Raw genomic sequence first — 21,690 nt, forward strand, 5'->3', positions numbered from 1 at the left:
CCTACCGCCCCACCGCCATGTCGTCCCGGTGCACCAGCGCCGCGCGCCCCTCATACCCCAGCACGGCCGGGATCTCGTCGCTGCGGCGGCCGGCGATCAGCGCGGCTTCGGTCGAGTCATAGCGTGCCAGCCCCTGCGCCAGCGCCGCGCCCTGCGGGCCGCGGATCACCACCGGGTCGCCGCGGTGGAACACGCCGCTGATCGACCGGACGCCTGCCGGCAGCAGCGACTTGCCCTGCGCCAGCGCCATGGCCGCGCCGGCATCGACGATCAGCTCGCCCCGCGGCTTCATCGCGGCGATCCAGCGCTTGCGGGCGGCCTGGGGGTCGCCCTCGGGCAGGAACCACGTCACCCGCGCGCCTTCTGCCACGGCGGTCAGCGGGCGCAGGACCGACCCTTCGGCGATCGCCATGGCGCATCCGCCCGAAACGGCGGTCCGCGCGGCCAGCAGCTTGGTCTTCATCCCGCCCTTGCTGAGGCCGCTGACCGGATCGCCGCCCATGGCCTCGATCTCGGGCGTCAGGTGCTCGACCACCGGCAGGTGGCGGGCATCAGGGTCGGTCTTGGGATTGGCGGTATAAAGCCCGTCCACATCCGACAGCAGCAGCAGCTGGTCGGCCCCGCATGTGACCGCGATCTGCGCCGCCAGCCGGTCGTTGTCGCCGAAGCGGATTTCATCGGTCGCCACGGTGTCGTTCTCGTTCACGATCGGCACGACGCCCAGCGACAGCAGCGTTTCCATCGTCGCCCGGCTATTGAGATAGCGGCGGCGGTTTTCGGTATCTTCCAGCGTCACCAGAACCTGCGCGGTGGTCACGCCATGGGGAGCGAGCATTTCCTCATAGGCGCGCGCCAGCCGGATCTGGCCCACGGCAGCGGCGGCCTGCGACTGTTCCAGCGTCAGCGCGCCTGCGGGCAGGCCCAGCACCCGGCGGCCCAGCGCGATGGACCCCGACGACACCAGGGCGACATCCGCCCCCCGCGCCCGCCAGGCGGCCACGTCATCGCACAGGGCGCGCAGCCAGTCCTCGCGCAGCCCCTTGGGACCGACCAGCAGCGCACTGCCGATCTTGACGACCAGGCGCCGGGCGGCGGCGATGTCGGGGGTCAGGGCTGCCACGTGCTCCGCTCCTGCGGTGCCGCGGGGGCGCGGGTCGGCGCAATCCGCGTCCACAGGGCGCGCAGCACCTCGGTCACGCCCTGGCGCGAGACACCGGACATGACCATGACGGGGCCGACCTCGGCCTCCAGCGCGGCCCGGCGTTCGGCCAGCGTGTCCTCGTCCAGCGCGTCGGCCTTGTTCAGCACGGTGATGCGCGGCTTGTCCGACAGCAGGCCCGAATAGGCCTCAAGCTCGGTCAGGATGGTGCGGGCGTCGGCTGCCACGTCCTCGGAGGTGCCATCGACCAGGTGCAGCAGGACATTGCTGCGTTCGACATGGCCGAGGAACTGGTCGCCCAGGCCCCTGCCCTCGGACGCGCCCTCGATCAGGCCGGGGATATCGGCCATGACGAATTCATGCCCGTCCACGGCCACGACGCCCAGGTTGGGGACCAGCGTGGTAAAGGGATAGTCGGCGATCTTGGGGCGGGCATTCGACACCGCCGCCAGAAAGGTGGACTTGCCCGCATTCGGCAGCCCGACCAGCCCGGCATCGGCGATCAGCTTGAGCCGCAGCCACAGCGTCCGTTCCACGCCCGGCTGGCCGGGATTGGCATGGCGCGGCGCGCGGTTGGTCGAGGATTTGAAATGCAGGTTGCCAAAGCCGCCATTGCCGCCCTTGGCCAGCAGAACGCGCTGGCCCGGTGTGGTCAGGTCGGCGATGACGGTTTCCTCGTCCTCGTCGAGGATCTCGGTTCCGGCGGGCACCTTCAGGACGATGTCGTCCCCGGATGCCCCGGTCATCTGGCTGCCCATGCCGTGCTGGCCCGACCTGGCAAAGAAATGCTGCTGATAGCGGAAATCGATCAGGGTGTTCAGCCCGTCCACCGCCTCGGCCCAGACATCGCCGCCCCGGCCCCCGTCCCCGCCATCGGGGCCGCCATATTCGATGAACTTTTCGCGCCGGAACGACACGCAGCCGGCCCCGCCGCCACCCGAGCGGATATAGACCTTGGCAAGATCGAGGAACTTCATGGCGTCTCCGGCAGCGGCGGGCGGCAAAATGAAGCGATAACCCTGCACAAGGCGCGCCGCAAGATGCGCGCCCGCCGCCGCGCCGCAGGCGGGGGGCATGTCCCTTGCCCAAGGCACCCGGCAAGGCTGGAGGGAAGCGGCCGGCTGCGCGGCCTTGGCCGCACCCTCATGGACCGAAGACTATCATGGCTGCGCTGTCCTGATGCAGCCTCGCCCGGCATCCTTTGCTTCGTAAAGGGCCCGATCTGCGGCAGCCTCCATCTCGGGCCATGAAAGGGCCGGAAAATCGCGCGACAGCGCCAGGCCGACGCTGGCCGAAACCCGGCATGCCCGGTCATTGATGATGACCGGGCGCTCAAGTGCATTCACGAGGCGCGCGCCCAGCGCGGCAGCCTGCGCATGATCGTGGCTGTGCGGCAGCAGCAGCACGAATTCGTCGCCCCCCGTGCGGGCGATGGTGTCGCCGTCGCGCGTTGCGGCGCGCAGCCGCGCGGCCACGGCGCGCAGCATCTCGTCGCCCGCCGCATGGCCCTGCGTGTCGTTCAAGACCTTGAAATGATCGAGGTCCAGGAGGATCAGCGCGAAATGCTCGGCAGGGTCGGCCAGCGCGCCGTCCCTCAGCGTCCTGAAGGCGAGTTCGAGGCCCCGGCGGTTGAACAGGCCGGTCAGCGGGTCGGTGAAGGCCTCTGCCTCGGCCCGGCAGCGCGCCTCCTCCAGCCCCAGATTGGCGCGCGTCAACTCGGCCATCAGCACGTTGTTGGCCTCGTGCAGGAACAAGACCTCCATCACCAGTTCGCTGGGGACAAAGTCACGGTCGGTCAGGCCGAAGCGGCGGATCGCGTCCGTGATGCCGGTGCCGAAGCCAAGGTCGTAGAGGGCAGCCCCCGACCCCAGCGCCATGCCCCGCCCGCGAAGCACCTGATCGGGGCAGTGGCGCAGCCGCAGGAAGACGCGCTCGGCCCGCGCCAGATCGGCCAGCGACGGCGCGGCGACAGGCTCGAACGCATCAAGAAATAACCTGCGATCACCGATGATCCGACGCAGCGTCGCGCCCGCCGACAGGATGACCCCGTCCCCGTCCACAAGCAGATGCAGTGGCATCAGCGCCAGCGCGGCAGAACCCACCGGCCCCCAATCGCCTGCGCCATCAAACGCCGCCATCGTCACGCCCCGACCATCGGATCGCTGATCGAGAAGGGCCGGCCCGGCGTATAGTCGACCAGGGGGACGCTTACGTGAAGCTGGCCGTTCGCCAGCTCCACCACCGCCAGCACACCGTAATCGTCAGCCATCGCGTGCAGCATGCCGCATAGCGCATGCAGCCAGATCGGCTCTTTCCCCACGGTGACGACCCAGCCGTCGGGCGCGGCGGACAGGTCGATCTGCGGCAGGTCCAGCCCCCTGACGACCATCGCCGCTCGTGCGTGCAGTTCCGGCAGGGCCAGCATGAAGCTGTGGAAATCAGGCCCGGCAAAGCGCAGCAGACGACGGATGGACGGGATGGCGGCGGTCCAGGCGCCGACATCCTCGACAAGTTCGCGCCGGCTGCGCGACAGGCGGCGCGCCAGCTCGTGCAGCAGGCTGCCCGTCAGCGCATCGTCATAATGGCGCATCAGCGCAAAGCCGCGGGGATCGGCGCCCGCCGCCCTTGCGGCAGCAGACCACAGCGCGTCGCCATAGGTGGCACGAGCAAAGCCCTCGATCGCGCGGTTGACCAGCCCTTGCATCGCCCCTCCTTTCCCGCCGGCAGGGCGATAGCACAGGGCGGGTTAACGGGCGGTGAAGATCAGCGCAGCTGCCCCGCCTCGAGCGCGGCACGCGCATAGGCGACGCGCTCGGGCGCCCAGCCGCTATGCGCGCAGAATGCCAGCAGCCGGGAATCATCGCCGCAGATGAAATCCACCAGCGCCACCGACAGATCGAGCGCAGCCCCCCTGGCAAGGCGCCGCAGATCGGCGGGGTCAAGCCCCGTGTCAGCCGCCAGGGCACCGACAAGCGCAGGTTGCTCGCCCAGGTAATCCAGCAGATCCTGCGTCAGCCGGTCCAGAGAGTCGCGGTTCATCATCGCTCCAGTCTCGCCCCCGGCGAGGCGCAGCGCAAGCAGGCCGCCCAGTGCCTGCTGCAAAAACCTTTTGTTAAGCTTTGCACGCCACAAAAGGCCAAAGACGCGCTTCCGAGGTAACCTGATGTCCGGGCAGATTCTGGTGGTCGATGGCACGGCGACGAACCGCATCACGCTCAAGGTCCGTCTTGCCACGGCGTGCTATGATCCGCTGACCGCCCGCTCGGCCGCCGAGGCGCTGATGGTGCTGGGGCGGACCGACCCGGCCATGGTGCTGATCGGCGGCCGGCCCGGCGACACAAGCGCGGTCGACTTGTGCCGGCAGATCGCTGCCCTGCGCCCCGGCCTGCCGGTGCTGATGATGGTTCCCCAGCAGGACCGCATCGCCGCGCTGCAGGCGGGGGCCGCGGCCGTGATGGATCCTCCGGTCAGCGATCTCGATCTTTTTGCCCGCATCCGCGGGCTGATGCGCGATCAGCATGACGCAAGCGGGCTGAGGGCGCCGGGCTTGGCCGAGGAACAAGCGGCGTTCCATCACGGCCGCGCGGCGCCGGCGGCCTCGGTGCTGCTGGTGGCGGGCGATGCGGCCAGCGGGGTCGGCTGGCGGCAGGCGCTGGCGGCGCGGCTGCCCGCGCGCCTGCGCATCGCCGACGCCGAACAGGCGCTGGCCGAGGCGGCCGAGGGAATCGTGCCCGATCTCTACCTGATCGCGGGGGATATCGCGCAGGCGGGGGACGGGCTGCGGCTGCTGTCGGAACTGCGCTCCCGCCCGCTGTCGCGCAACGCTGGCTTTGCGGTGGTGCTGGCGGCCGGGCGGCAGGACATGATGTCGATGGCGCTTGATCTTGGGGCGGGGGATGTGCTGCCGGAAACCCTGGTCACGCCCGCGATGGTGGATGAGACGGCGCTGCGCCTGACGGCGCTGATCCGGCGCAAGCGGTCCGCCGACCAGCGGCGCGCGGCCGAGGAGCATGAACGCTGGCTGGCGCGGATCGACCCGCTGACGGGGCTGGTCAACCGCCGCTTTGCGATCCCGCGTCTGGCCGAGCTGTGCGCGGCGGGCGAGCCATGCGCGGTCGCGGCGATGGACATCGACTATTTCAAGCGCGTGAACGATTGCCACGGTCATGCTGCGGGGGATCTGGTTCTGGTCGATGTCGCCGAGCGGCTTGAATCCATCGTCGGGGCGCGCGGCTTTGTTGCCCGGCTGGGGGGCGAGGAATTCCTGGCCGTCCTGCCCGGCGGTGCGCTGGCCGAGGCCGAGACGCTTGTCCGCCGCATGCGCCGCGCCGTATCGGAATGCCCCGTCCTTCTGCCGGGTGCCGGCCGCCCGCTGAAGATCACGATCTCGGCGGGGTTTGCAGGCCGGTCCGCCGACCAGCCCGGCTGCGGGTCCGAGCGCGCTGCCGAGCTGATCGGGCGGGCCGACGACGCCCTGCTGATCGCCAAGCGGACAGGGCGGGATCGCCTGGTCGTGACCCAGCCCGGAAAAGCGCCGGCGGCCGGATCGACGCCCTGCAGCCAAACCGCCCTGCCCGAGGCGGCTGCCGCGCGCCTGGTCGGCGCGCCCGCCTGCCGCATCACCCAAGGCGGATCGGCTGCGCGCGCAGCGCGGATCGGGGCGGCGCAGATCCGCTCGTTCCGCTCGCCCCTCTGACGGGCAGGAACGCCGGTGCGATCGCCCGACCGGATGATGGCCTGCCGGCGCCAACGCAGGTGTGCCGAGCCTGCCATGCCGCATCCCGGGGCGTGCTGTCGGTCCGGCGCCTGCCTTGGGGCGCGTGCCTTCAGCTCGCGCGGCGCGGGCCTTGCCGTGCTTCCTGAGCCTTTGCGGCTTGTGCGCGGCAACGCTTTGTTCCGCCCTGGGCCGGCGCGTGCAATGCCCTGCTGCGCTGCAGGCCGCCTTTCCAGCCGACTTGCGCCAACATCGCGCCAGCCGGGCTTCAGCGCCCTGTCCTGCCGTGCGCCGTGCCCCGCCCATCTGCCGTGCGCAGCATGGCGGCCTGTCCCCTGCCTGCGCACACCAGCGCGGCGCGCCGCCTTGCTGCACGGCGGCTTTTGCCCCTGACGCGCCTCGGGCGCTGCCTTGTTCCTTGCCAAGGCCGCGCCGCCTTGCGCAGCGCGCCGCTGCTTTCGCCGGCGCCGCTCAGCGGCGCAACCGCCCTGCGCCCCTGCCCGGCCTCTCTCGCCTCTTATGGGTGACGGCACCTTGTCCCGGCGGCAGCCGGTTGATAAGCCTTGCGCCATGAACACAGGCTCTGCCCGCCTTTGCTGCATTATCGTCTGACACAACATCAGGCGGGACGTTCGGCATCGACGTGAACCCCGCCACCGGGGAAAACGCTCATGGTCGAAATCAGGCTGACCAATACCCTTACGCGCCGGAAAGAGCCTCTGGTTCCCCTCGATCCTCGCAACCTGCGCCTGTATCTTTGCGGGCCGACGGTCTATGACCGCGCGCATCTGGGGAATGCCCGTCCCGTCGTGGTGTTCGACGTCCTTTATCGCCTGCTGCGCCATGTCTATGGCGCGCAGCATGTCTCCTATGTCCGCAACTTCACGGATGTGGATGACAAGATCAACGCCTCGGCCTTGGCGCGCCAGGCTGCCGGGGCGCCGGGCACGCTGGAATCGCTGATCGCCGAACGCACGGCCGAAACGATCGGATGGTATCACGCCGACATGGATGCCCTCAGCGCGCTGCGTCCCTCGATCCGCGGCGAGGTCAGCGACCGGGCCGAGCCGCGCGCGACGGCCTATATCCCGCAGATGATCGCCATGATCGAGACTCTGGTCGCGCAGGGCCACGCCTATGCCGCCCAGGGCCATGTCCTGTTCGAGGTGCGCTCCTGCCCCGGCTATGGTCGCCTGTCGGGGCGCTCGATCGACGACATGATCGCCGGGGCGCGGGTCGAGGTTGCCCCCTTCAAGCGTGATCCGATGGATTTCGTGCTGTGGAAGCCGTCGGATGCCAGCCTGCCCGGATGGGACAGCCCCTGGGGCCGCGGCCGTCCGGGCTGGCATATCGAATGCAGCGCCATGTCAGAGGCCCTGCTTGGGCAGAGCTTCGACATCCATGGCGGCGGCATCGACCTGCAGTTCCCGCACCACGAAAACGAAATCGCGCAAAGCTGCTGCGCCCATCCGCAGGCCGGCTTCGCCAGCATCTGGCTGCACAACGAGATGCTGCAGGTCGAGGGCAGGAAGATGTCCAAGAGCCTGGGCAACTTCTTCACCGTGCGGGATCTGCTGGATCAGGGCATCGCGGGCGAGGTGATCCGGTATGTCTTCCTGATGACCCATTATCGCAAGCCCATGGACTGGACGGCCGACAAGGTGCGCGAGGCCGAGGCGACGCTGAGGCGGTGGCGTGCCCTGGCCGGGGATGCAGGGGATGGCGCCGCCCCCGACGCGGGGCTTGTCGAGGCGCTTGCCGACGACCTGAACACCCCCGGCGCCTTGGCGCGCCTGCACCAGATGGCGCGCGAGATCGCCGGCGGAGGGGGCACGGGCGATGGACGGCGCGCGGTGTTTCTGTCCTCGGCGCGGGCGCTGGGGCTGCTGGCGGCGCAGGCCGATCAGGCGCCGCGCGGCCCCGACCTGTCCGAGCTGCGGGACAGGTTGCAGGCCCTGCGGATCGCGGCAAAGGCCAGCAAGGATTTCAGCGATGTCGATGCGCTCAAGGCCCGTCTGGCGGCGGCGGGCGTCGCCGTGCGGATGACGGCCGACGGGGTCGAGCTGACCGCCGGGGCGGGTTTCGATCCGGCGGCGATCCTGCGCCTGGAGCAGCAGCCATGAGCGGTGAACGCGCGCGCCTTTTCCTTTACGACACCACCTTGCGCGACGGGCAGCAGACGCAGGGCGTGCAGTTCAGCGCCGCCGAAAAGACCGAGATCGCCCTGATGCTGGATGCCCTGGGCGTCGATTACATCGAGGGCGGCTGGCCGGGGGCCAACCCGACCGACAGCGATTTCTTTGCCGCCGTGCCGCGAACGCGCGCGGTGATGACGGCTTTCGGCATGACCCGGCGCAGCGGCCGGTCGGCCGATAATGACGACGTGCTGGCCGCGGTGCTGGATGCCGGCACGGCGGCGGTGTGCCTGGTGGGCAAATCCCATGATTTCCACGTCCGCGCCGCGCTGGGCATCACGCTGGAGGAAAATCTGACCAGCATCGCCGCCTCGGTCGCCCATGCTGCCGGGCGCGGGCGCGAGGTGCTGTTTGATGCCGAGCATTTCTTTGACGGCTATGCCGCCAATCCGTCCTATGCGCTTGACTGCCTGCGGGCCGCGCTGGATGCGGGGGCGCGCTGGGTCGTGCTGTGCGACACCAACGGCGGCACCCTGCCCGCCCGCGTGGGCGAAATCACGGCGGCCGTCATCGCGGCCGGCATCCCCGGCGACCGGCTGGGCATCCATGCCCATGACGATACCGGCAACGCGGTCGCCTGCTCGCTGGCCGCCGTTCAGGCGGGCGCCCGGCAGGTGCAGGGCACGCTGAACGGCCTGGGCGAGCGCTGCGGGAACGCCAGCCTGACCACGCTGATCCCGACGCTGCTGCTCAAGGAACCCTTCGCCTCGAACCTCGTGACCGGGGTGGGGTCGGTGTCCGATCTCACGCGCATCTCGCGCCGGCTGGACGAGATCCTGAACCGCGCGCCCGATCGCAGCGCGCCCTATGTCGGGGCCTCGGCCTTTGCCCACAAGGCCGGGCTGCACGCCAGCGCGATCCTCAAGGCGCCGCAGACCTATGAGCATGTCGATCCGGCGCTGGTCGGGAACGAACGGGTGATCCCGATGTCGAACCAGGCGGGGCAATCGAACCTGCGCGCCCGGCTGGCCGGCGCGGGGATCGAGGTCGCCCCCGGCGACCCCGCGCTTGCCGCGATCCTGACCAGCGTCAAGGAACGCGAGGATCAGGGATATGCCTATGATTCCGCGCAGGCCTCGTTCGAGCTGCTGGCGCGCGCCCATCTGGAACGCCTGCCGCGCTTTTTCGAGATCGAGCGCTATCGCGTCACGGTCGAGCGGCGCCTGAACGCCGCCGGGCGGCGCATCTCGGTCAGCGAGGCGGTCGTCGTCGTGCGCCTGGGCGAGGAGCGGATCATGTCGGTCAGCGATTCGGTCGGGGCGAGCGGCGAGGATGCGGGGCCGGTCAACGCGCTGTGGCGGGCGCTGGCCAAGGATCTGGGCCGCTGGCAGCCGGCCATCGAGGATATGGCGCTGACCGATTTCCGGGTGCGCATCATCGGTGCGGGCACCGAGGCGGTGACGCGCGTCATCGTCGATTCGGCCGATAGCCGCGGACAGGCCTGGTCGACGGTCGGGGTGTCGCCCAACATTGTCGATGCCAGTTTCGAGGCGCTGGTGGACGCGATCCGCTGGAAACTGATCCGCGACCGCGCCGTATGACCGAGGCCGAGATCATCGCCCGGCTGGAACAGGCCGATCCGGTCCGGCTGGCCATGGCGCTGCTTGCGCCCGCATCGGCGCGGGGCAGGCTGCTGAGCCTTTATGCCCTCAACGATGCGCTGGCGCAGACGGCGCTGGCTGCGCGCGAGCCGCTGGCGGCGCAGATGCGCGTGCGCTGGTGGATTGACCGGCTGTCCGCGCTGGAGCGCGAGGCCCCCCCGCCCCATGACCTGCTCGGCGCGCTATGGGCCGCATGGGGGCCGCAGGCGGCGGCCTTGGCGCCGCTGGCCGAGGCAAGGATGCACGATGCCGCGCGCGAGCCTTTCGCCAGCATCGCCGCCGTGCAGGATTATGCGGATGCGACGGGCGGGGCGCTGATGACGGCGGCGGCCGGGGTCTTGGGTGTGCCGCCCTCTGCCGCCCTGCGGGCGCAGGGACGCGGCGCGGCGCTGACGGCCTGGCTGCGGGCGCGCCCCGCCTTGCAGGGTTTGGGGCTGGGCCTGTCCGATCCCGGCCCCGAATCCTTGCAGGCGCTTGCCAGCCGCGCCCGGCAGGCCTTTGCCGAGGCAGCGGCGCTGCGCCGCACCGTTCCCAGGGCCGCCGCTCCGGTCCTGTTTGCAGGGGTGGGCGTGCAGGGCGCGCTTGCCGCCGCCGAAAAGGGGCGCGATGCGCCCCTGCCCTCAGATTTTGCAAGGCGCGCCGCGCTTGCACGGCTGGCCCTGACAGGGCGCTGGTGGATCTGACCAGCGCCGCCGCGCCCCAAGGGGCGCTGCTCTGACGGCGCGCATCAGCAGGTCGGCTCTGTCTTGACCGGATAGCGGATGCGCTATCCGGCCCATGCCTGTCGCCGCCCCGGCCCCCGGCAGCGATGCCCCATGTCGCCTTGGCGAGGGCGCATCGCTTGTCGCACCAGGCGGACCGAAGGCATGCGCGCGGCCCGCAGGACAGACAGAAAGCCCCTGCCATGCCGCATGCTTTCCGCCATGCCGGCCATTTGCCGCAAGCGATTGCGGGCACCCGATCTGCCGCCGTGATGCGGCAGGAAGGAAAGATTCACAAAGGCCGTTTTTCCTCTTGCAGCCCTGCCGGCTGTCGCCTAAACACCGCTCCACGCCGCGCGGCAGACGCCGCAAGGCGCCAATGGTGGCCCGTTCGTCTATCGGTTAGGACGTCAGGTTTTCAACCTGAAAAGAGGGGTTCGACTCCCCTACGGGCTGCCACTAAATCCGTTTCAGATTGTATTACCTGGATTGATTCAGCCCGTCTGGATCATCACCGATACAACGGATGACAATGGTTCCTCTCACAGGCTGCATGACAGCCCTTCGGCCCTGACGGTATTGCCCTCAGGGCAGGGCTGCGCCCGATCTTCCCCCTTGGGGTGCCCTGATCTGCAAACGCTTTTTTGCTGCAGGTTCTGCCCCAGCCGCGCCGCGGTCTGCAAAGCCCCCTGTCAGTTGCATTGCATGCCGTTCCGCAGGGCATCGCACGGCATTTCCGGCGGCCTTGTTGCCCGGGGCTGCTGCCGGGCGCCTGCAATGCCTGGTCGCGCGGCGTTCCCGCTGTGACCCACTGGCAGGCCATAGTGGCCTGGCCCAGCGCCCGTCGCGCCCGTGCCGGATCCTTCGGGCGGCAGGATGCCGGGGCATCCGCCCCGTCCGTGCCAACCGGGCTGCGCCTTAGGCGGGGGCAGCGTCATCCAGCCTCACGCGGACACGCTGGCGCCCGCCCCAGACCGACAGCTCCAGCCGTCCCGCCAGGTGAAAGCGGCGGCCCTGCGCACCCAGCAGGGCCGGCCCCAGCGGGCCCTGCATGGCGCCCCAGGCCACCGCCTCGATCGGGGGCGCGCCGGGGATGCGGGCGCGCAGGCGCAGATGGGCCTCGCCCATGGTCTGCACCTGCTCGACCAACTGGTCCGCAAGGGCAAAGCGCGGCGCAGGCGCGCCAGCCCCGAAGGGACCGGCCCGCTCGAGCATCTCGAGCAGTTCGACGGTCGCGCCCTGCGGCTCGATCAGGCCCGATATCCGCAGCAGCCCAGCCCCGCCGCGATCCGCCATGGCGGGGGAAAGCAGGGCCGACAGCCGCGCCATCGCCGCCGGAATCGCCTCGGCAGCGACGGTCAGCCCCGCGGCCATCGCATGCCCCCCGCCCCGTTCGATCAGCCCCTCGGCGGCAAGACGATGGACGGCGCGGCCGATATCGACGCCGGGGACCGAGCGGGCCGATCCCTTGCCGACCCCGCCCGACACCCCGATCACCACCGAAGGGCGCGCCGTCGCCTCTTTCAGGCGGGCCGCGACGATGCCGACCACGCCGGGATGCCAGCCCTCGCCCGCGGCCCAGGACAGGGCCGGGTCGGCGCGCGATTCGGCCTGCGCCAGCGCCTCGATCCGCACCGCCGCCTCGATGTCCCGGCGCTCGGCGTTCAGGGCGTCAAGCTGTGCGGCAAACTGCGCCGCCTCGGCCGCATCGGCGCAGGACAGGCACAGCGCCCCCAGATCGGCGCGCCCCACGCGCCCCCCCGCATTGATCCGCGGCCCCAGCAGAAAGCCGAGGTGAAAGGTCGAGGGCGGCCCGTCCAGCCGCGCGGCGTCTGACAGCGCCACCAGGCCGGGCCGTTCACGCCGGGCCATGATGGCAAGCCCCTGCCTGACAAAGGCGCGGTTCACGCCGATCAGCGGCGCCACATCCGCCACCGTCGCCAACGCGACAAGATCCAGCATCGGGATCAGCGGCGGCTCGGCCCGCCCCTGCGCGCGCAGCACCCGGTTCGCCTGCACCAGCGCCAGGAACACCACCCCGGCGGCGCATAGATGGCCCAGGGTGCCGTCCTCGTCCGCGCGGTTGGGGTTCACCACGGCCAGGGCGGGCGGCAGGGTCTCGCCCCCCTGATGGTGGTCGAGCACGATCACATCCGCCCGCCCCGCCGCCACGGCAAGCGCATCATGGCTGAGCGTACCGCAATCCACGCAGACGATCAGCTCGTGCCCCTCGGCCAAGGCGCCGATCGCGGGGGCGTTGGGACCATAGCCCTCGTCGATGCGGTCGGGGACATAGAGCGTGGCGTCGCGCCCCTGCGCGCGCAGCCAGCCCAGAACCAGCGCCGCCGAGGCGCCGCCGTCTACGTCATAATCGGCAAACACGGCGATCCGTTCGCCCCGGATCGCCGCCGCGGCGAGCCGTTCGGCCGCCGCCTCCATGTCGCGCAGGCGCAGGGGATCGGGCAGCAGGTCACGCAGGCGCGGCTCCAGATGGGCTGCGACCTCCTCCAGCGGCACACCGCGCGCGGCAAGCACCCGCGCGACCGGCAACGGCAGGGCCGCGCCCTGCGACAGGGCTTCGGCCAGCCGGGTCTGGGCCGGTTCCGGCCCGGCCCAGCGGCGGCCGGTCAGCGAGGTTTCGACATTCAGGAACGGGGTCATGGCCGCTTGTCGCCAAGCATCACGCCAGGGGCAAGCCCCGGCCGCAAACGCCCGCGTGATCGGCAGCCGTCATGCGGCCTGCCGGCTGTCAGGACAGGCGCCGGTCAGGCGCCGCCCTGGCGGATGGGATTGCGATAGATCATCCGCCGGACCGATCCGGTCTTGGACCGCATCAGGATCGTTTCGGTCTCGATAAAACCCGGCTCGCGCTTGAGCCCCGCGACCAGCGATCCGTTGGTGACGCCGGTTGCCGAAAAGATCACGTCCGCCGTCACCATCTCGTCGCGCGAATAGATACGGTTCAGGTCGGTGATGCCGGCCTTGGCGGCCCGGCCGCGCTCGTCGTCATTGCGGAACATCAGCCGGCCCCACATCTGCCCGCCCATGCATTTCAGGGCCGATGCGGCCAGCACCCCCTCGGGCGCGCCGCCGGAACCCATGTACATGTCGATGCCGGTCTTGTCGGGTTCGGCGACGTGCATGACGCCGGCCACGTCGCCGTCGGTGATCAGGCGGATCGCGGCGCCGGTGGCGCGGACCTCGGCGATCATGTCCTCGTGCCGGGGGCGTTCGAGGATGCAGACGGTGATGTCCTCGGGGTTGACCCCGCCGGCCCGGGCCAGCGCGTGGACACGCTCGGTCGGGGTCATGTCCAGCGACACCACGTCCTTGTCATAGCCCGGCCCCACGGCCAGCTTGTCCATATAGACATCCGGCGCATGCAGCAGCGTGCCGCGCGGGGCCATCGCGATCACGGTCAGCGCGTTCGGCATGTCCTTGGCGGTCAGGGTGGTGCCTTCCAGCGGGTCGAGCGCGATGTCCACCTCGGGGCCGCTGCCGGTGCCGACCTCTTCGCCGATGAACAGCATCGGCGCCTCGTCGCGCTCACCCTCACCGATGACGACGACGCCCTTGATGTCCAGCATGTTCAGCTGTTCGCGCATGGCGTTGACGGCGGCCTGGTCGGCGGCCTTTTCATCGCCGCGGCCGATCAGCCGGGCCGATGCGTGGGCGGCGGCCTCGCTGACGCGGGCGAGGCCCAGCGACAGCATGCGATCGTTAAAATCCTTGGTAGCGGTCATCGGGCGGTCCCTCGGCGGCTGCGGTAGCGCGCTCATAGTCCCGCCCCTCGGCCCGGGCAAGACTGGGGGCGCTAACAGCCCGCCGGCTTCAGCCGCCCAGCTCAAGCGCCAGCGCATGGATGCGCGGAACGATGTCGCCCAGCGTCCGATGCACCAGCCGGTGGCGCTCGATCCGCGACAGCCCGGCAAAGGCCGGCGCGTCGATGCGGATGCGGAAATGCGTCTGCCCGCCCTCGCGCCAGCCGGCATGGCCGTGATGGTGGTGGCTTTCGTCGATGATCTCAAGGCGGGTGGGCTGCAGGGCCGCAAGCCGTTCCGCCATGTCGTCGGCAATCATTTGCGCCATCAGCCGGTCCCCTCTTTTCCTCTGGAGGAAAAGCCCTACACTGCCGATCCCGAGTCGAAAAGCAGGCCGTTCATGACCACAAGCGACCCCTTCGGGTTCGACATATCCGCCGCTTCGGACAAGAAGCGGCGGTCGAAAGGGCGCCGGGGCATGTCGGGCGCGTTCGAGACATCGACCCGCAAGTGCGACAAGGTCGGCTGCCGCGAGGCCGGCCAGTATCGCGCCCCCAAATCGCCCAAGCAGCTGGACGAGTACTACTGGTTCTGCAAGGACCATGTCCGCGAATACAACGCCAACTGGAACTATTTCCAGGGCCAGTCCGAGGCCGAGTTCCAGGAGTTCCTGGACAATGCCACCGTCTGGGAGCGCCCCACCCGCCCCTTCGGCAAGGGGACGCAGGAACAGGCATGGGCCCGCCACGGCGTGTCGGACCCTTTGGAAATCCTGGGCGCCAACGGCACCAACCCCGAGGCGCGGGCCCGCGCGAGCCGCAAGCTGCCCCCGACCGAGCGCAAGGCGCTGGAAATCCTGGATGCCAGGGACAGTTGGACCCGCGCCGAGATCCGCCAGCAATACAAGTCGCTGGTCAAGGATCTGCATCCCGACATGAACGGGGGCGACCGTTCGGACGAGGACCGCCTGCAGGAGGTCGTCTGGGCCTGGGACCAGATCAAGGACAGCCGCAGCTTCAAGGATTGAGGCATGAAAAAGGCCCGCGGCATGGCGGGCCTTTGTCCTTCATGGGGCCTTTGTCACTGGGTGATCGTGACCTTGGCCATGTAATCGGGCTTGTCCACGGCCCCGTTCGCCGCCTGATCGCCCTTCTTGATGGCGTTCAGCACGTCCCAGCCCTCGATCAGCTGGCCCACGACCGTGTATTGCCCGTCCAGGAAGGTGGCGGGCGCCAGGTCGATGAAGAACTGGCTGTTGGCGCTGTCGGGGTTCTGCGAACGCGCCATGCCGACCGTGCCGGGGCCGAAGGTCACGTCGCTGAACTCGGCCTTGAGGTCGGGCAGGTCGGACCCGCCCATTCCCGCCTGGCTGGTGTCGCCCCCGTGCTTGCCGTTCCGCACGTCGCCCGTCTGGGCCATGAAGCCGTCGATGACGCGGTGGAACACCACCCCGTCATAGGCGCCGGACTTGGCCAGCTGGGTCAGGCGCTCGACATGGGCGGGGGCCTTGTCGGCGAGCAGGTCCAGCACGATCTTGCCCTTGGGCTGGCCGGCGGCATCGGCGACCTCGATCACCATGTTCGGGCCGGGGCCGTCAGTGGCCTTGGGCGCGGCGACCTGCGCCTGGGCCGCGGTCGCCGCCAGGGCCAGTGCCGAAAGGATCACGAGCTTACGCATCTGCAGCCACCTTGACGGAAATCATGCGGTCGGGGTTCGCCGGCGGCTCGCCGCGCGCGATCTTGTCGACATGCTCCATCCCCGAAATCACGCGCCCATAGACGGTGTATTGCCCGTTCAGGAAATCATTGTCCTTGAAGTTGATGAAGAACTGGCTGTTGGCGCTGTTGGGGTTCTGCGAGCGCGCGGCGCCCAGTGTGCCGCGGGCATGCGGCAGCCTGGAGAACTCGGCCGGCAGGTCCGGCAGATCCGACCCGCCCGTGCCGGCGCGGCGCGCGTCGCCGCCCTCGCGGCCATGTTCGACATCGCCCGTCTGGGCCATGAAACCCTCGATCACGCGGTGGAACGCAACGCCGTCATATTTGCCGGCGCGGGCCAGCTCCTTCATGCGCGCGGCATGTTTCGGTGCCACGTCGGTCAGCAGTTCGATCACCACGGGGCCGTCCTTCAGCTCGATGATGATGGTGTTTTCCGGGTCCTTGATCTCGGCCATCGGATATTCCTTCTGATTGGTCGGCGGCCGGTCTAGGCCGCGCTTGCCTTGTCTGCAACGCGCGAGATCGGGCGCAGGGTCCGCACTTGCCCGCCGGCCATGCGCACGAAGAGTTGACGCGCCCGCCCCGCTGGCCGAAAACCCACCGGTCCCCTGCGAAGGAGCTTGCCCGTGCCCCGCTTCAACACCATCGACGACCTCGAGATTGACGGAAAGGTCGTTCTGACCCGCGTTGATCTGAACGTGCCGGTCGAGAACGGCCGGGTGGCCGATGCCACCCGCATCGAAAAGATCGTCCCGACGATCAAGGCCATCCAGGCCAAGGGCGGCATTCCGGTGCTGCTGGCCCATTTCGACCGCCCCAAGGGCAAGCGCGTCGATGCGATGAGCCTGCGCCAGATCGTCCCGGCGCTGGAACAGGCGCTTGGCCAGCCGGTCGGCTTTGCCAGCGAGGCCGTGGGCGGAGACGCCAAGCGCGCCGTCGCGGCGCTGAAGGCGGGGGATGTGCTGATGCTGGAAAACACCCGCTTCTATCCGGGCGAGGAGGAAAACGATCCGACCTTTACCGCATCGCTCGCCGCGCTGGGCCAGGCCTATGTCAATGATGCGTTTTCCGCCGCGCACCGCGCCCATGCCTCGACCGAGGGATTGGGGCGGCTGATGCCAGCGGCCGCCGGCAAGCTGATGGAGGCCGAGCTGAACGCGCTGGATGGCGCGCTTGGCAATCCGCAGCGGCCGGTGGTGGCGGTGGTCGGCGGGGCGAAGGTCTCGACCAAGCTCGACCTGCTGTCGAACCTGATCGAGAAGGTCGATCACCTGGTCATCGGCGGGGGCATGGCCAACACGTTCCTTGTCGCCCAGGGGGTCGAGGTGGGCAAGAGCCTGGCCGAGCGCGACATGGCCGACACCGCGCGCGAGATCATCGCCAAGGCGCAGGCGGGTGGCTGCACCATCCACCTGCCTGTCGATGTGGTGGTGGCCGGTGAATTCGCCGCCAATGCGCCCAGCCAGGTCGTTGCCGCGGATGCCTGCCCCCCCGACGCCATGATCCTGGACGCAGGCCCCCAGACCGTCGCCCACATCCGCGCGGTGTTCGCCGAGTGCAAGACGCTGATCTGGAACGGCCCCCTGGGGGCCTTCGAGATCGAGCCCTTCGATGCGGCCACCAACGCCGCCGCCCAGGCCGCTGCCGAACTGACCCGCACAGGCCAGCTGGTTTCTGTCGCAGGCGGCGGGGACACGGTTGCGGCGCTCAACAGGGCCGGGGTGGCGGGGGATTTCACCTTCATCTCGACCGCAGGCGGCGCGTTCCTTGAATGGATGGAAGGCAAGGATCTGCCGGGCGTGGCCGCCCTGATCGCCGCCAAGCGCAAGTGATCGCCCTGGATCGGCGGCGGCCCTCGAACGCCGCCGCCGGTCTTGGCCCACGGGCCGAACAGCGTTGGCGGCGCCTCAGGCGGCCTGCCGCCCCGGGCGCTGCGATTGCACGCGCATCGGGGCGACAGGATCGGCCGCATGGCGCGCGACAAGATCGGGAAAATCACGCGCCAGCCTCAGATCGGCGGACAGGCGCAGGCTTTCGGCACGGATGATCTCTCCCGCCGCGTCCGCCCTGGCATACAGCCAGGCGTGATCCTCGACCAGGACATGGATATAAAGCCGCCCGTCGATACGGCCGCGCTCTTGCGCCACAGCCGCGGCGGGAACCAGCATCGGGCCATCCTCGACGCCGTGATTGGGCGACAGGCGCACGCCTTTGACCAGGGCGGGACGGTCGACATAACTCAGCGGGCACCAGCAATCGACCGCGAGGACCGTCTGCACCCCGCGCGATGTGGCGATCCGGTCGCCGGTGCGGATCGTCTCGACCGGCATCCAGCCGCGTTCCAGCAGGATGAACGTGCCCTCACCGAAACAGGGCCCACCATGGTCGGGCGGAAGAGGGGTCAGCCCGTTGTCGCGGCCTTTGTGGCCCCGCCCGATCAGGCCGACCAGCAGCAGCGGGAGAAGCGCCAGCCACCAGTTGGCGGCGGGGCCTGCGGTCAGCGCCGGCGGGGCGGGCGGCACCTCAATGATCGGGGCGGCAAAGCCGCCCGCCAGTGCCTTGTCTGCCCACAGCCATGCCGCGGCGGCCCCTGCGCACAGCGGCGCACCCAGACCGGACAGAGGCCAGCGCGCAGGGCGACGGCAGGGGCTGTTGCCTCCGCGGTATCCCGCAGCGGGAAAGCCGTGCCGGAAAAGCGACGGAAATTGCCGCGCTTTCAAGAATATATTACGCAGACGTGATCCGGTCATCGCACCCTCACATTACATGTGAAAATGGGATTATAGGGCCGGGTTACAGCAATGGACGGCCTGTCCTTTTGGACATTCGCGCTGCGGGATGATGCCCGCCAAGGATGAATTGCTTTTTATTTCCAACTGTTGGGCTGATCAGGACCCTGACTGAAAATACAGGTCGGCATGGTGCGGAAAGCCCTGGTTTCGCCCTTTGGTTGCAATGAGGAAGCAGACTGGCAATTTGCAATTGCGCTGTTTTCTGACCCGCGCAATCATTGCGTGCAATCACGGGTAGCCGCGTAAAAGGCCTGTCAAAAAGACCGGCGGGGCCAGCGCATCCCTGGGTACGTGAAAGGGGCAGGCCATCGCCCGCCCCTTTCCCCCGGCAATGCCGGCCACGATCAGTTCCTGGCGGGAGCCGTGCCGCCTGCGGGCGCGGCCGTTCCGGCCGGTGCGGTGGCCGCCCCGCCAGTGGCGGGCGCCAGCAGCTCGGGGGTGGACGATTCCTTGCTGCCGCCCAGCGGGGCGAAGAACAGGGCGGCCAGGGCAGCCAGCCCGAGCGCCACGATCAGCGCCCAGATGGCCGGCCGGTGGTGCCAGGCCGAGCGTGCCGGATTGTTGTCATTGTGTGACATGGTCAGATCGCCTTTCAGGTGAACAGCCTGCGACCGCAGGAATGAAGATCAACGTTCTGGTTGCGCCGCCGTTCCGCAGGCCGGCCGCCTCGACGCCGTTAGCGCAACCGCCCTTTCGCCGCGCCGCCCGTCTGCTAAGGGAACCTCATCCTGTTCCCAAGCAAGGCCGATCCCATGCAGATGACCGATACCGTTCGCAAGATCCTCGCCAACTACGAAGGCGAGAACCCCGGCGTGAAAGGCAACCTGGCGCGGATGCTGATGACCGGCAAGCTGGCAGGCACCGGCAAGATGATCATCCTGCCCGTGGATCAGGGCTTTGAACACGGCCCGGCGCGCAGCTTTGCCAAGAACCCCCTGGGCTATGACCCGCATTATCATTATCAGCTGGCCATTGATGCCGGGCTGAACGCCTATGCCGCGCCTTTGGGCATGATCGAGGCGGGCGCCGACAGCTTTGCCGGCCAGATCCCGACCATCCTCAAATGCAACAGCGCCAACAGCCTGATGAGCGACACGGCCGGCAAGAACCAGGCGGTGACCGCGACCGTGCAGGACGCGCTTCGCCTGGGCTGCGCCGCCATCGGCTTCACGATCTATCCCGGCTCGGACATGGCGCTGGACATGTTCGAGGAGATTTCGCAGATGCGCGCCGAAGCGGCGAGCGTCGGCATTCCGACGGTGATCTGGTCCTATCCGCGGGGCGAGGCGATCACCAAGGACGGCGAGACCGCTATCGACATCGCCGCCTATGCCGCGCAGATCGCGGCGCTGCTGGGCGCCCATGTCATCAAGATCAAGCTGTCCACCGACCATCTGGAAAACAAGGACGCCAAGAAGGTCTATCAGGATCAGGGCATCGACATTTCCACCCAGGCCAAGCGGGTGGAACACTGCATGCAGGCGGCCTTTGGCGGGCGCCGGATCGTGGTGTTCTCGGGCGGCGCGGCCAAGGGCTCGGACGCGGTGTATGAGGATGCGCGCGCCATCCGCGACGGCGGCGGCAATGGCTCGATCATCGGGCGCAACAGCTTCCAGCGCTCGCGCGAGGATGCGCTGGCGATGCTGGGCAAGCTGGTCGATATCTACCTGGGCAAGGACTGATCCAGCGCAATCGCGCCTGTTCGGGGGCGGCGGTGCAACCCGCCGCCCCTTTCATTTCGGGCCGCACCATCCCTGTAACGCCCCCCGCACCGCTGCCTGCCCGGCGCCTTGCCGCAGCCATGCGGCAAGCCTGCGATGGATCGCCGGTTCGCGCCCTGCCCGCCCGGCTTGCCGCTGGGCAAGACAGGCCGCTTTCACTCGGGCGCGAAAAACCCTAGGTTCCGCTGAATGATCAAGGGTGCGCCATGTCCTTCCTATCCAAGCTGCGCGAGCGGCTGACCAAATCATCGTCCCGGATCAGCGCCGGGCTGGACGAGGTGGTGTCCGAAGCCCGCCCCGATATTCCCCCTGCGCCCGCCCCGGCGCCCTTGGCGGCGCCCGCCCGCGCCATGGCGGAACCTTCTCCGCCGGCCGCACCGCCCGCTGCCCCTGCCGCACCGCCCGCTGCGCGCCCCGGCCTGATGGGCCGCCTGTTCGGGCGCGAGCCGGGCCGCGAGGCCGCGCCCCCCGAACCCCGGCGCGAGTTGGACGATGCCATGCTCGAGGATCTCGAGGACATGCTGATCGCCGCCGATCTGGGCACCGATACCGCCCTGCGCGTCACGGCCAATATCGCCGAGGGCCGCATGGGCCGGCGCATCAGCGCCCCCGAACTGAAGCAGGCGCTGGCCGACGAGATCGAACGGATCATGTCGGCGGTGGCCCGCCCCTTGCCGCTTTATCCCAAAAAGCCGCAGGTGGTGCTGGTCGTCGGGGTCAACGGCTCGGGCAAGACGACGACCATCGGCAAGCTGGCCAGCCAGTTCCGGGCTGCGGGCAAGTCGGTGGTGATCGCCGCCGGCGACACGTTCCGGGCCGCCGCCGTGGAACAGTTGCAGGTCTGGGGCCAGCGCGCCGGCGTTCCGGTCATGGTCGCGCCGCAGGGGTCGGACCCGGCCAGCCTTGCCTGGGATGCGATGGCACGGGCCGAGGCCGAGGGCGCGGACCTGCTGATGATCGACACGGCCGGGCGGCTGCAGAACCGCGCCGACCTGATGGAGGAACTGGCCAAGATCGTGCGCGTCATTCGCAAGAAGGACCCCTCCGCACCCCACAACACCCTGTTGGTGCTGGACGCGACCACGGGCCAGAACGCGCTGAGCCAGGTCGAGACCTTCCGCAAGCTGGCCGATGTATCGGGGCTGGTGATGACCAAGCTGGATGGCACCGCCCGGGGCGGCGTGCTGGTCGCCCTGGCGGACCGGTTCGGCCTGCCGATCCATGCGATCGGGGTGGGCGAGCAGATAGACGATCTGGATGCCTTTGACGCGCGCGAATTCGCGCAGGCGCTGGTGGGGCTGTAGATCTGTCGGCCGCGGCCGCCGCCCATC

20 protein-coding genes and 1 tRNA gene are annotated in these 21,690 nt (G+C 69.4%); 9 read left to right on the forward strand and 12 right to left on the reverse strand.

Annotation, left to right across the window (positions count from 1 at the left end; translation table 11 throughout):
* Nucleotide 1: 1 nt before the first annotated feature.
* The 5 genes from proB to B0A89_RS14775 form a co-directional block, all read right to left on the reverse strand.
* Entirely contained in the window at nt 2–1,120 is a 1,119-nt protein-coding gene (proB, locus tag B0A89_RS00640) for a glutamate 5-kinase (RefSeq protein WP_085376487.1), read from the reverse strand.
* The gene (gene obgE, locus B0A89_RS00645) at nt 1,108–2,136 is read right to left on the reverse strand and encodes a GTPase ObgE (RefSeq protein WP_085378659.1); all 1,029 of its coding nucleotides are present in this window, start codon (nt 2,134–2,136) and stop codon (nt 1,108–1,110) included. The genes proB and obgE overlap by 13 nt, the downstream gene beginning before the upstream one ends.
* 183 nt (nt 2,137–2,319) lie before the next feature.
* Nucleotides 2,320–3,297: a GGDEF domain-containing protein gene (locus B0A89_RS00650; protein ID WP_085376488.1), complete on the reverse strand. Its 978-nt coding sequence runs from the start codon at nt 3,295–3,297 to the stop codon at nt 2,320–2,322.
* A gap of 2 nt (nt 3,298–3,299) precedes the next feature.
* Nucleotides 3,300–3,863: a heme NO-binding domain-containing protein gene (locus B0A89_RS00655; protein ID WP_085376489.1), complete on the reverse strand. Its 564-nt coding sequence runs from the start codon at nt 3,861–3,863 to the stop codon at nt 3,300–3,302.
* Between the two features lie 59 nt (nt 3,864–3,922).
* Nucleotides 3,923–4,201 (reverse strand): DUF3572 family protein, encoded by a 279-nt coding sequence (locus B0A89_RS14775; protein ID WP_169712117.1) that lies wholly within the window; start codon nt 4,199–4,201, stop codon nt 3,923–3,925.
* 121 nt (nt 4,202–4,322) lie between these two features.
* Here B0A89_RS14775 and B0A89_RS00665 point away from each other — a divergent pair, with 121 nt between their 5' ends.
* The 5 genes from B0A89_RS00665 to B0A89_RS00685 all read left to right on the forward strand — a co-directional run bounded on the left by B0A89_RS00665 (nt 4,323) and on the right by B0A89_RS00685 (nt 10,829).
* The gene (locus B0A89_RS00665) at nt 4,323–5,855 is read left to right on the forward strand and encodes a diguanylate cyclase domain-containing protein (protein ID WP_085376491.1); all 1,533 of its coding nucleotides are present in this window, start codon (nt 4,323–4,325) and stop codon (nt 5,853–5,855) included.
* A gap of 689 nt (nt 5,856–6,544) precedes the next feature.
* The gene (cysS, locus tag B0A89_RS00670; protein WP_085376492.1) at nt 6,545–7,996 is read left to right on the forward strand and encodes a cysteine--tRNA ligase; all 1,452 of its coding nucleotides are present in this window, start codon (nt 6,545–6,547) and stop codon (nt 7,994–7,996) included.
* Complete coding sequence (cimA, locus tag B0A89_RS00675) at nt 7,993–9,609, forward strand: citramalate synthase (RefSeq protein ID WP_085376493.1); 1,617 nt, start codon at nt 7,993–7,995, stop codon at nt 9,607–9,609. Before cysS ends, cimA begins: the two co-directional genes overlap by 4 nt.
* Nucleotides 9,606–10,352: a squalene/phytoene synthase family protein gene (locus B0A89_RS00680; RefSeq protein WP_085376494.1), complete on the forward strand. Its 747-nt coding sequence runs from the start codon at nt 9,606–9,608 to the stop codon at nt 10,350–10,352. The genes cimA and B0A89_RS00680 overlap by 4 nt, the downstream gene beginning before the upstream one ends.
* Nucleotides 10,353–10,754: 402 nt before the next feature.
* Nucleotides 10,755–10,829: transfer RNA gene (locus tag B0A89_RS00685), tRNA-Glu, on the forward strand.
* Nucleotides 10,830–11,288: 459 nt separating this feature from the next.
* Here B0A89_RS00685 and recJ read toward each other — a convergent pair.
* The 3 genes from recJ to B0A89_RS00700 all read right to left on the reverse strand — a co-directional run bounded on the left by recJ (nt 11,289) and on the right by B0A89_RS00700 (nt 14,450).
* Nucleotides 11,289–13,031, reverse strand: a complete 1,743-nt coding sequence (gene recJ, locus B0A89_RS00690) for a single-stranded-DNA-specific exonuclease RecJ (RefSeq protein WP_085376495.1) — start codon at nt 13,029–13,031, stop codon at nt 11,289–11,291.
* Between the two features lie 104 nt (nt 13,032–13,135).
* Nucleotides 13,136–14,113: a class II fructose-bisphosphatase gene (gene glpX, locus B0A89_RS00695; protein WP_085376496.1), complete on the reverse strand. Its 978-nt coding sequence runs from the start codon at nt 14,111–14,113 to the stop codon at nt 13,136–13,138.
* An 88-nt stretch (nt 14,114–14,201) separates the two neighbouring features.
* Nucleotides 14,202–14,450: a BolA family protein gene (locus tag B0A89_RS00700; protein WP_085378660.1), complete on the reverse strand. Its 249-nt coding sequence runs from the start codon at nt 14,448–14,450 to the stop codon at nt 14,202–14,204.
* A gap of 81 nt (nt 14,451–14,531) precedes the next feature.
* Between B0A89_RS00700 and B0A89_RS00705 the strand changes: the two genes are divergently transcribed.
* Complete coding sequence (locus tag B0A89_RS00705) at nt 14,532–15,158, forward strand: J domain-containing protein (RefSeq protein WP_085376497.1); 627 nt, start codon at nt 14,532–14,534, stop codon at nt 15,156–15,158.
* 53 nt (nt 15,159–15,211) lie between these two features.
* Here the strand turns inward: B0A89_RS00705 and B0A89_RS00710 are convergent, their stop codons facing one another.
* Together B0A89_RS00710 and B0A89_RS00715 are read right to left on the reverse strand one after the other, a co-directional pair.
* A complete protein-coding gene (locus B0A89_RS00710) occupies nt 15,212–15,808 on the reverse strand; it encodes a peptidylprolyl isomerase (RefSeq protein WP_085376498.1) in 597 nt (198 codons plus the stop codon).
* Nucleotides 15,801–16,301, reverse strand: a complete 501-nt coding sequence (locus tag B0A89_RS00715) for a peptidylprolyl isomerase (protein WP_085376499.1) — start codon at nt 16,299–16,301, stop codon at nt 15,801–15,803. Before B0A89_RS00715 ends, B0A89_RS00710 begins: the two co-directional genes overlap by 8 nt.
* Before the next feature lie 171 nt (nt 16,302–16,472).
* On the opposite strand from B0A89_RS00715, the gene B0A89_RS00720 reads away from it, so the two are divergent.
* On the forward strand, nt 16,473–17,678 hold the full coding sequence (locus tag B0A89_RS00720) for a phosphoglycerate kinase (protein WP_085376500.1): 1,206 nt from the start codon (nt 16,473–16,475) through the stop codon (nt 17,676–17,678).
* A gap of 75 nt (nt 17,679–17,753) precedes the next feature.
* Here B0A89_RS00720 and B0A89_RS00725 read toward each other — a convergent pair whose 3' ends face one another.
* Nucleotides 17,754–18,368: a Hint domain-containing protein gene (locus tag B0A89_RS00725; protein ID WP_157115199.1), complete on the reverse strand. Its 615-nt coding sequence runs from the start codon at nt 18,366–18,368 to the stop codon at nt 17,754–17,756.
* A 614-nt stretch (nt 18,369–18,982) separates the two neighbouring features.
* Nucleotides 18,983–19,216, reverse strand: a complete 234-nt coding sequence (locus tag B0A89_RS00730; RefSeq protein ID WP_085376502.1) for a hypothetical protein — start codon at nt 19,214–19,216, stop codon at nt 18,983–18,985.
* A 174-nt stretch (nt 19,217–19,390) separates the two neighbouring features.
* On the opposite strand from B0A89_RS00730, the gene B0A89_RS00735 reads away from it, so the two are divergent.
* On the forward strand, nt 19,391–20,320 hold the full coding sequence (locus B0A89_RS00735) for a class I fructose-bisphosphate aldolase (protein WP_085376503.1): 930 nt from the start codon (nt 19,391–19,393) through the stop codon (nt 20,318–20,320).
* Between the two features lie 245 nt (nt 20,321–20,565).
* Entirely contained in the window at nt 20,566–21,663 is a 1,098-nt protein-coding gene (gene ftsY / locus B0A89_RS00740) for a signal recognition particle-docking protein FtsY (RefSeq protein WP_085376504.1), read from the forward strand.
* Nucleotides 21,664–21,690: the final 27 nt, after the last annotated feature.

This window comes from Paracoccus contaminans, assembly GCF_002105555.1.
In the GTDB taxonomy this organism is placed as follows: domain Bacteria; phylum Pseudomonadota; class Alphaproteobacteria; order Rhodobacterales; family Rhodobacteraceae; genus Paracoccus; species Paracoccus contaminans.

What these genes read in the sequence shown, in the direction of transcription:
- B0A89_RS00680 (WP_085376494.1), top strand. Translation starts at nt 9,606, where the DNA reads ATGACCGAGGCCGAGATCATCGCCCGGCTGGAACAGGCCGATCCGGTC.
- B0A89_RS14775 (WP_169712117.1), bottom strand. Translation starts at nt 4,201, where the DNA reads ATGATGAACCGCGACTCTCTGGACCGGCTGACGCAGGATCTGCTGGAT.
- B0A89_RS00730 (WP_085376502.1), bottom strand. Translation starts at nt 19,216, where the DNA reads ATGTCACACAATGACAACAATCCGGCACGCTCGGCCTGGCACCACCGG.
- ftsY (WP_085376504.1), top strand. Translation starts at nt 20,566, where the DNA reads ATGTCCTTCCTATCCAAGCTGCGCGAGCGGCTGACCAAATCATCGTCC.
- cysS (WP_085376492.1), top strand. Translation starts at nt 6,545, where the DNA reads ATGGTCGAAATCAGGCTGACCAATACCCTTACGCGCCGGAAAGAGCCT.
- recJ (WP_085376495.1), bottom strand. Translation starts at nt 13,031, where the DNA reads ATGACCCCGTTCCTGAATGTCGAAACCTCGCTGACCGGCCGCCGCTGG.
- B0A89_RS00655 (WP_085376489.1), bottom strand. Translation starts at nt 3,863, where the DNA reads ATGCAAGGGCTGGTCAACCGCGCGATCGAGGGCTTTGCTCGTGCCACC.
- obgE (WP_085378659.1), bottom strand. Translation starts at nt 2,136, where the DNA reads ATGAAGTTCCTCGATCTTGCCAAGGTCTATATCCGCTCGGGTGGCGGC.
- B0A89_RS00705 (WP_085376497.1), top strand. Translation starts at nt 14,532, where the DNA reads ATGACCACAAGCGACCCCTTCGGGTTCGACATATCCGCCGCTTCGGAC.
- cimA (WP_085376493.1), top strand. Translation starts at nt 7,993, where the DNA reads ATGAGCGGTGAACGCGCGCGCCTTTTCCTTTACGACACCACCTTGCGC.
- B0A89_RS00735 (WP_085376503.1), top strand. Translation starts at nt 19,391, where the DNA reads ATGCAGATGACCGATACCGTTCGCAAGATCCTCGCCAACTACGAAGGC.
- B0A89_RS00715 (WP_085376499.1), bottom strand. Translation starts at nt 16,301, where the DNA reads ATGGCCGAGATCAAGGACCCGGAAAACACCATCATCATCGAGCTGAAG.
- B0A89_RS00710 (WP_085376498.1), bottom strand. Translation starts at nt 15,808, where the DNA reads ATGCGTAAGCTCGTGATCCTTTCGGCACTGGCCCTGGCGGCGACCGCG.
- B0A89_RS00665 (WP_085376491.1), top strand. Translation starts at nt 4,323, where the DNA reads ATGTCCGGGCAGATTCTGGTGGTCGATGGCACGGCGACGAACCGCATC.
- B0A89_RS00700 (WP_085378660.1), bottom strand. Translation starts at nt 14,450, where the DNA reads ATGATTGCCGACGACATGGCGGAACGGCTTGCGGCCCTGCAGCCCACC.
- B0A89_RS00650 (WP_085376488.1), bottom strand. Translation starts at nt 3,297, where the DNA reads ATGGCGGCGTTTGATGGCGCAGGCGATTGGGGGCCGGTGGGTTCTGCC.
- glpX (WP_085376496.1), bottom strand. Translation starts at nt 14,113, where the DNA reads ATGACCGCTACCAAGGATTTTAACGATCGCATGCTGTCGCTGGGCCTC.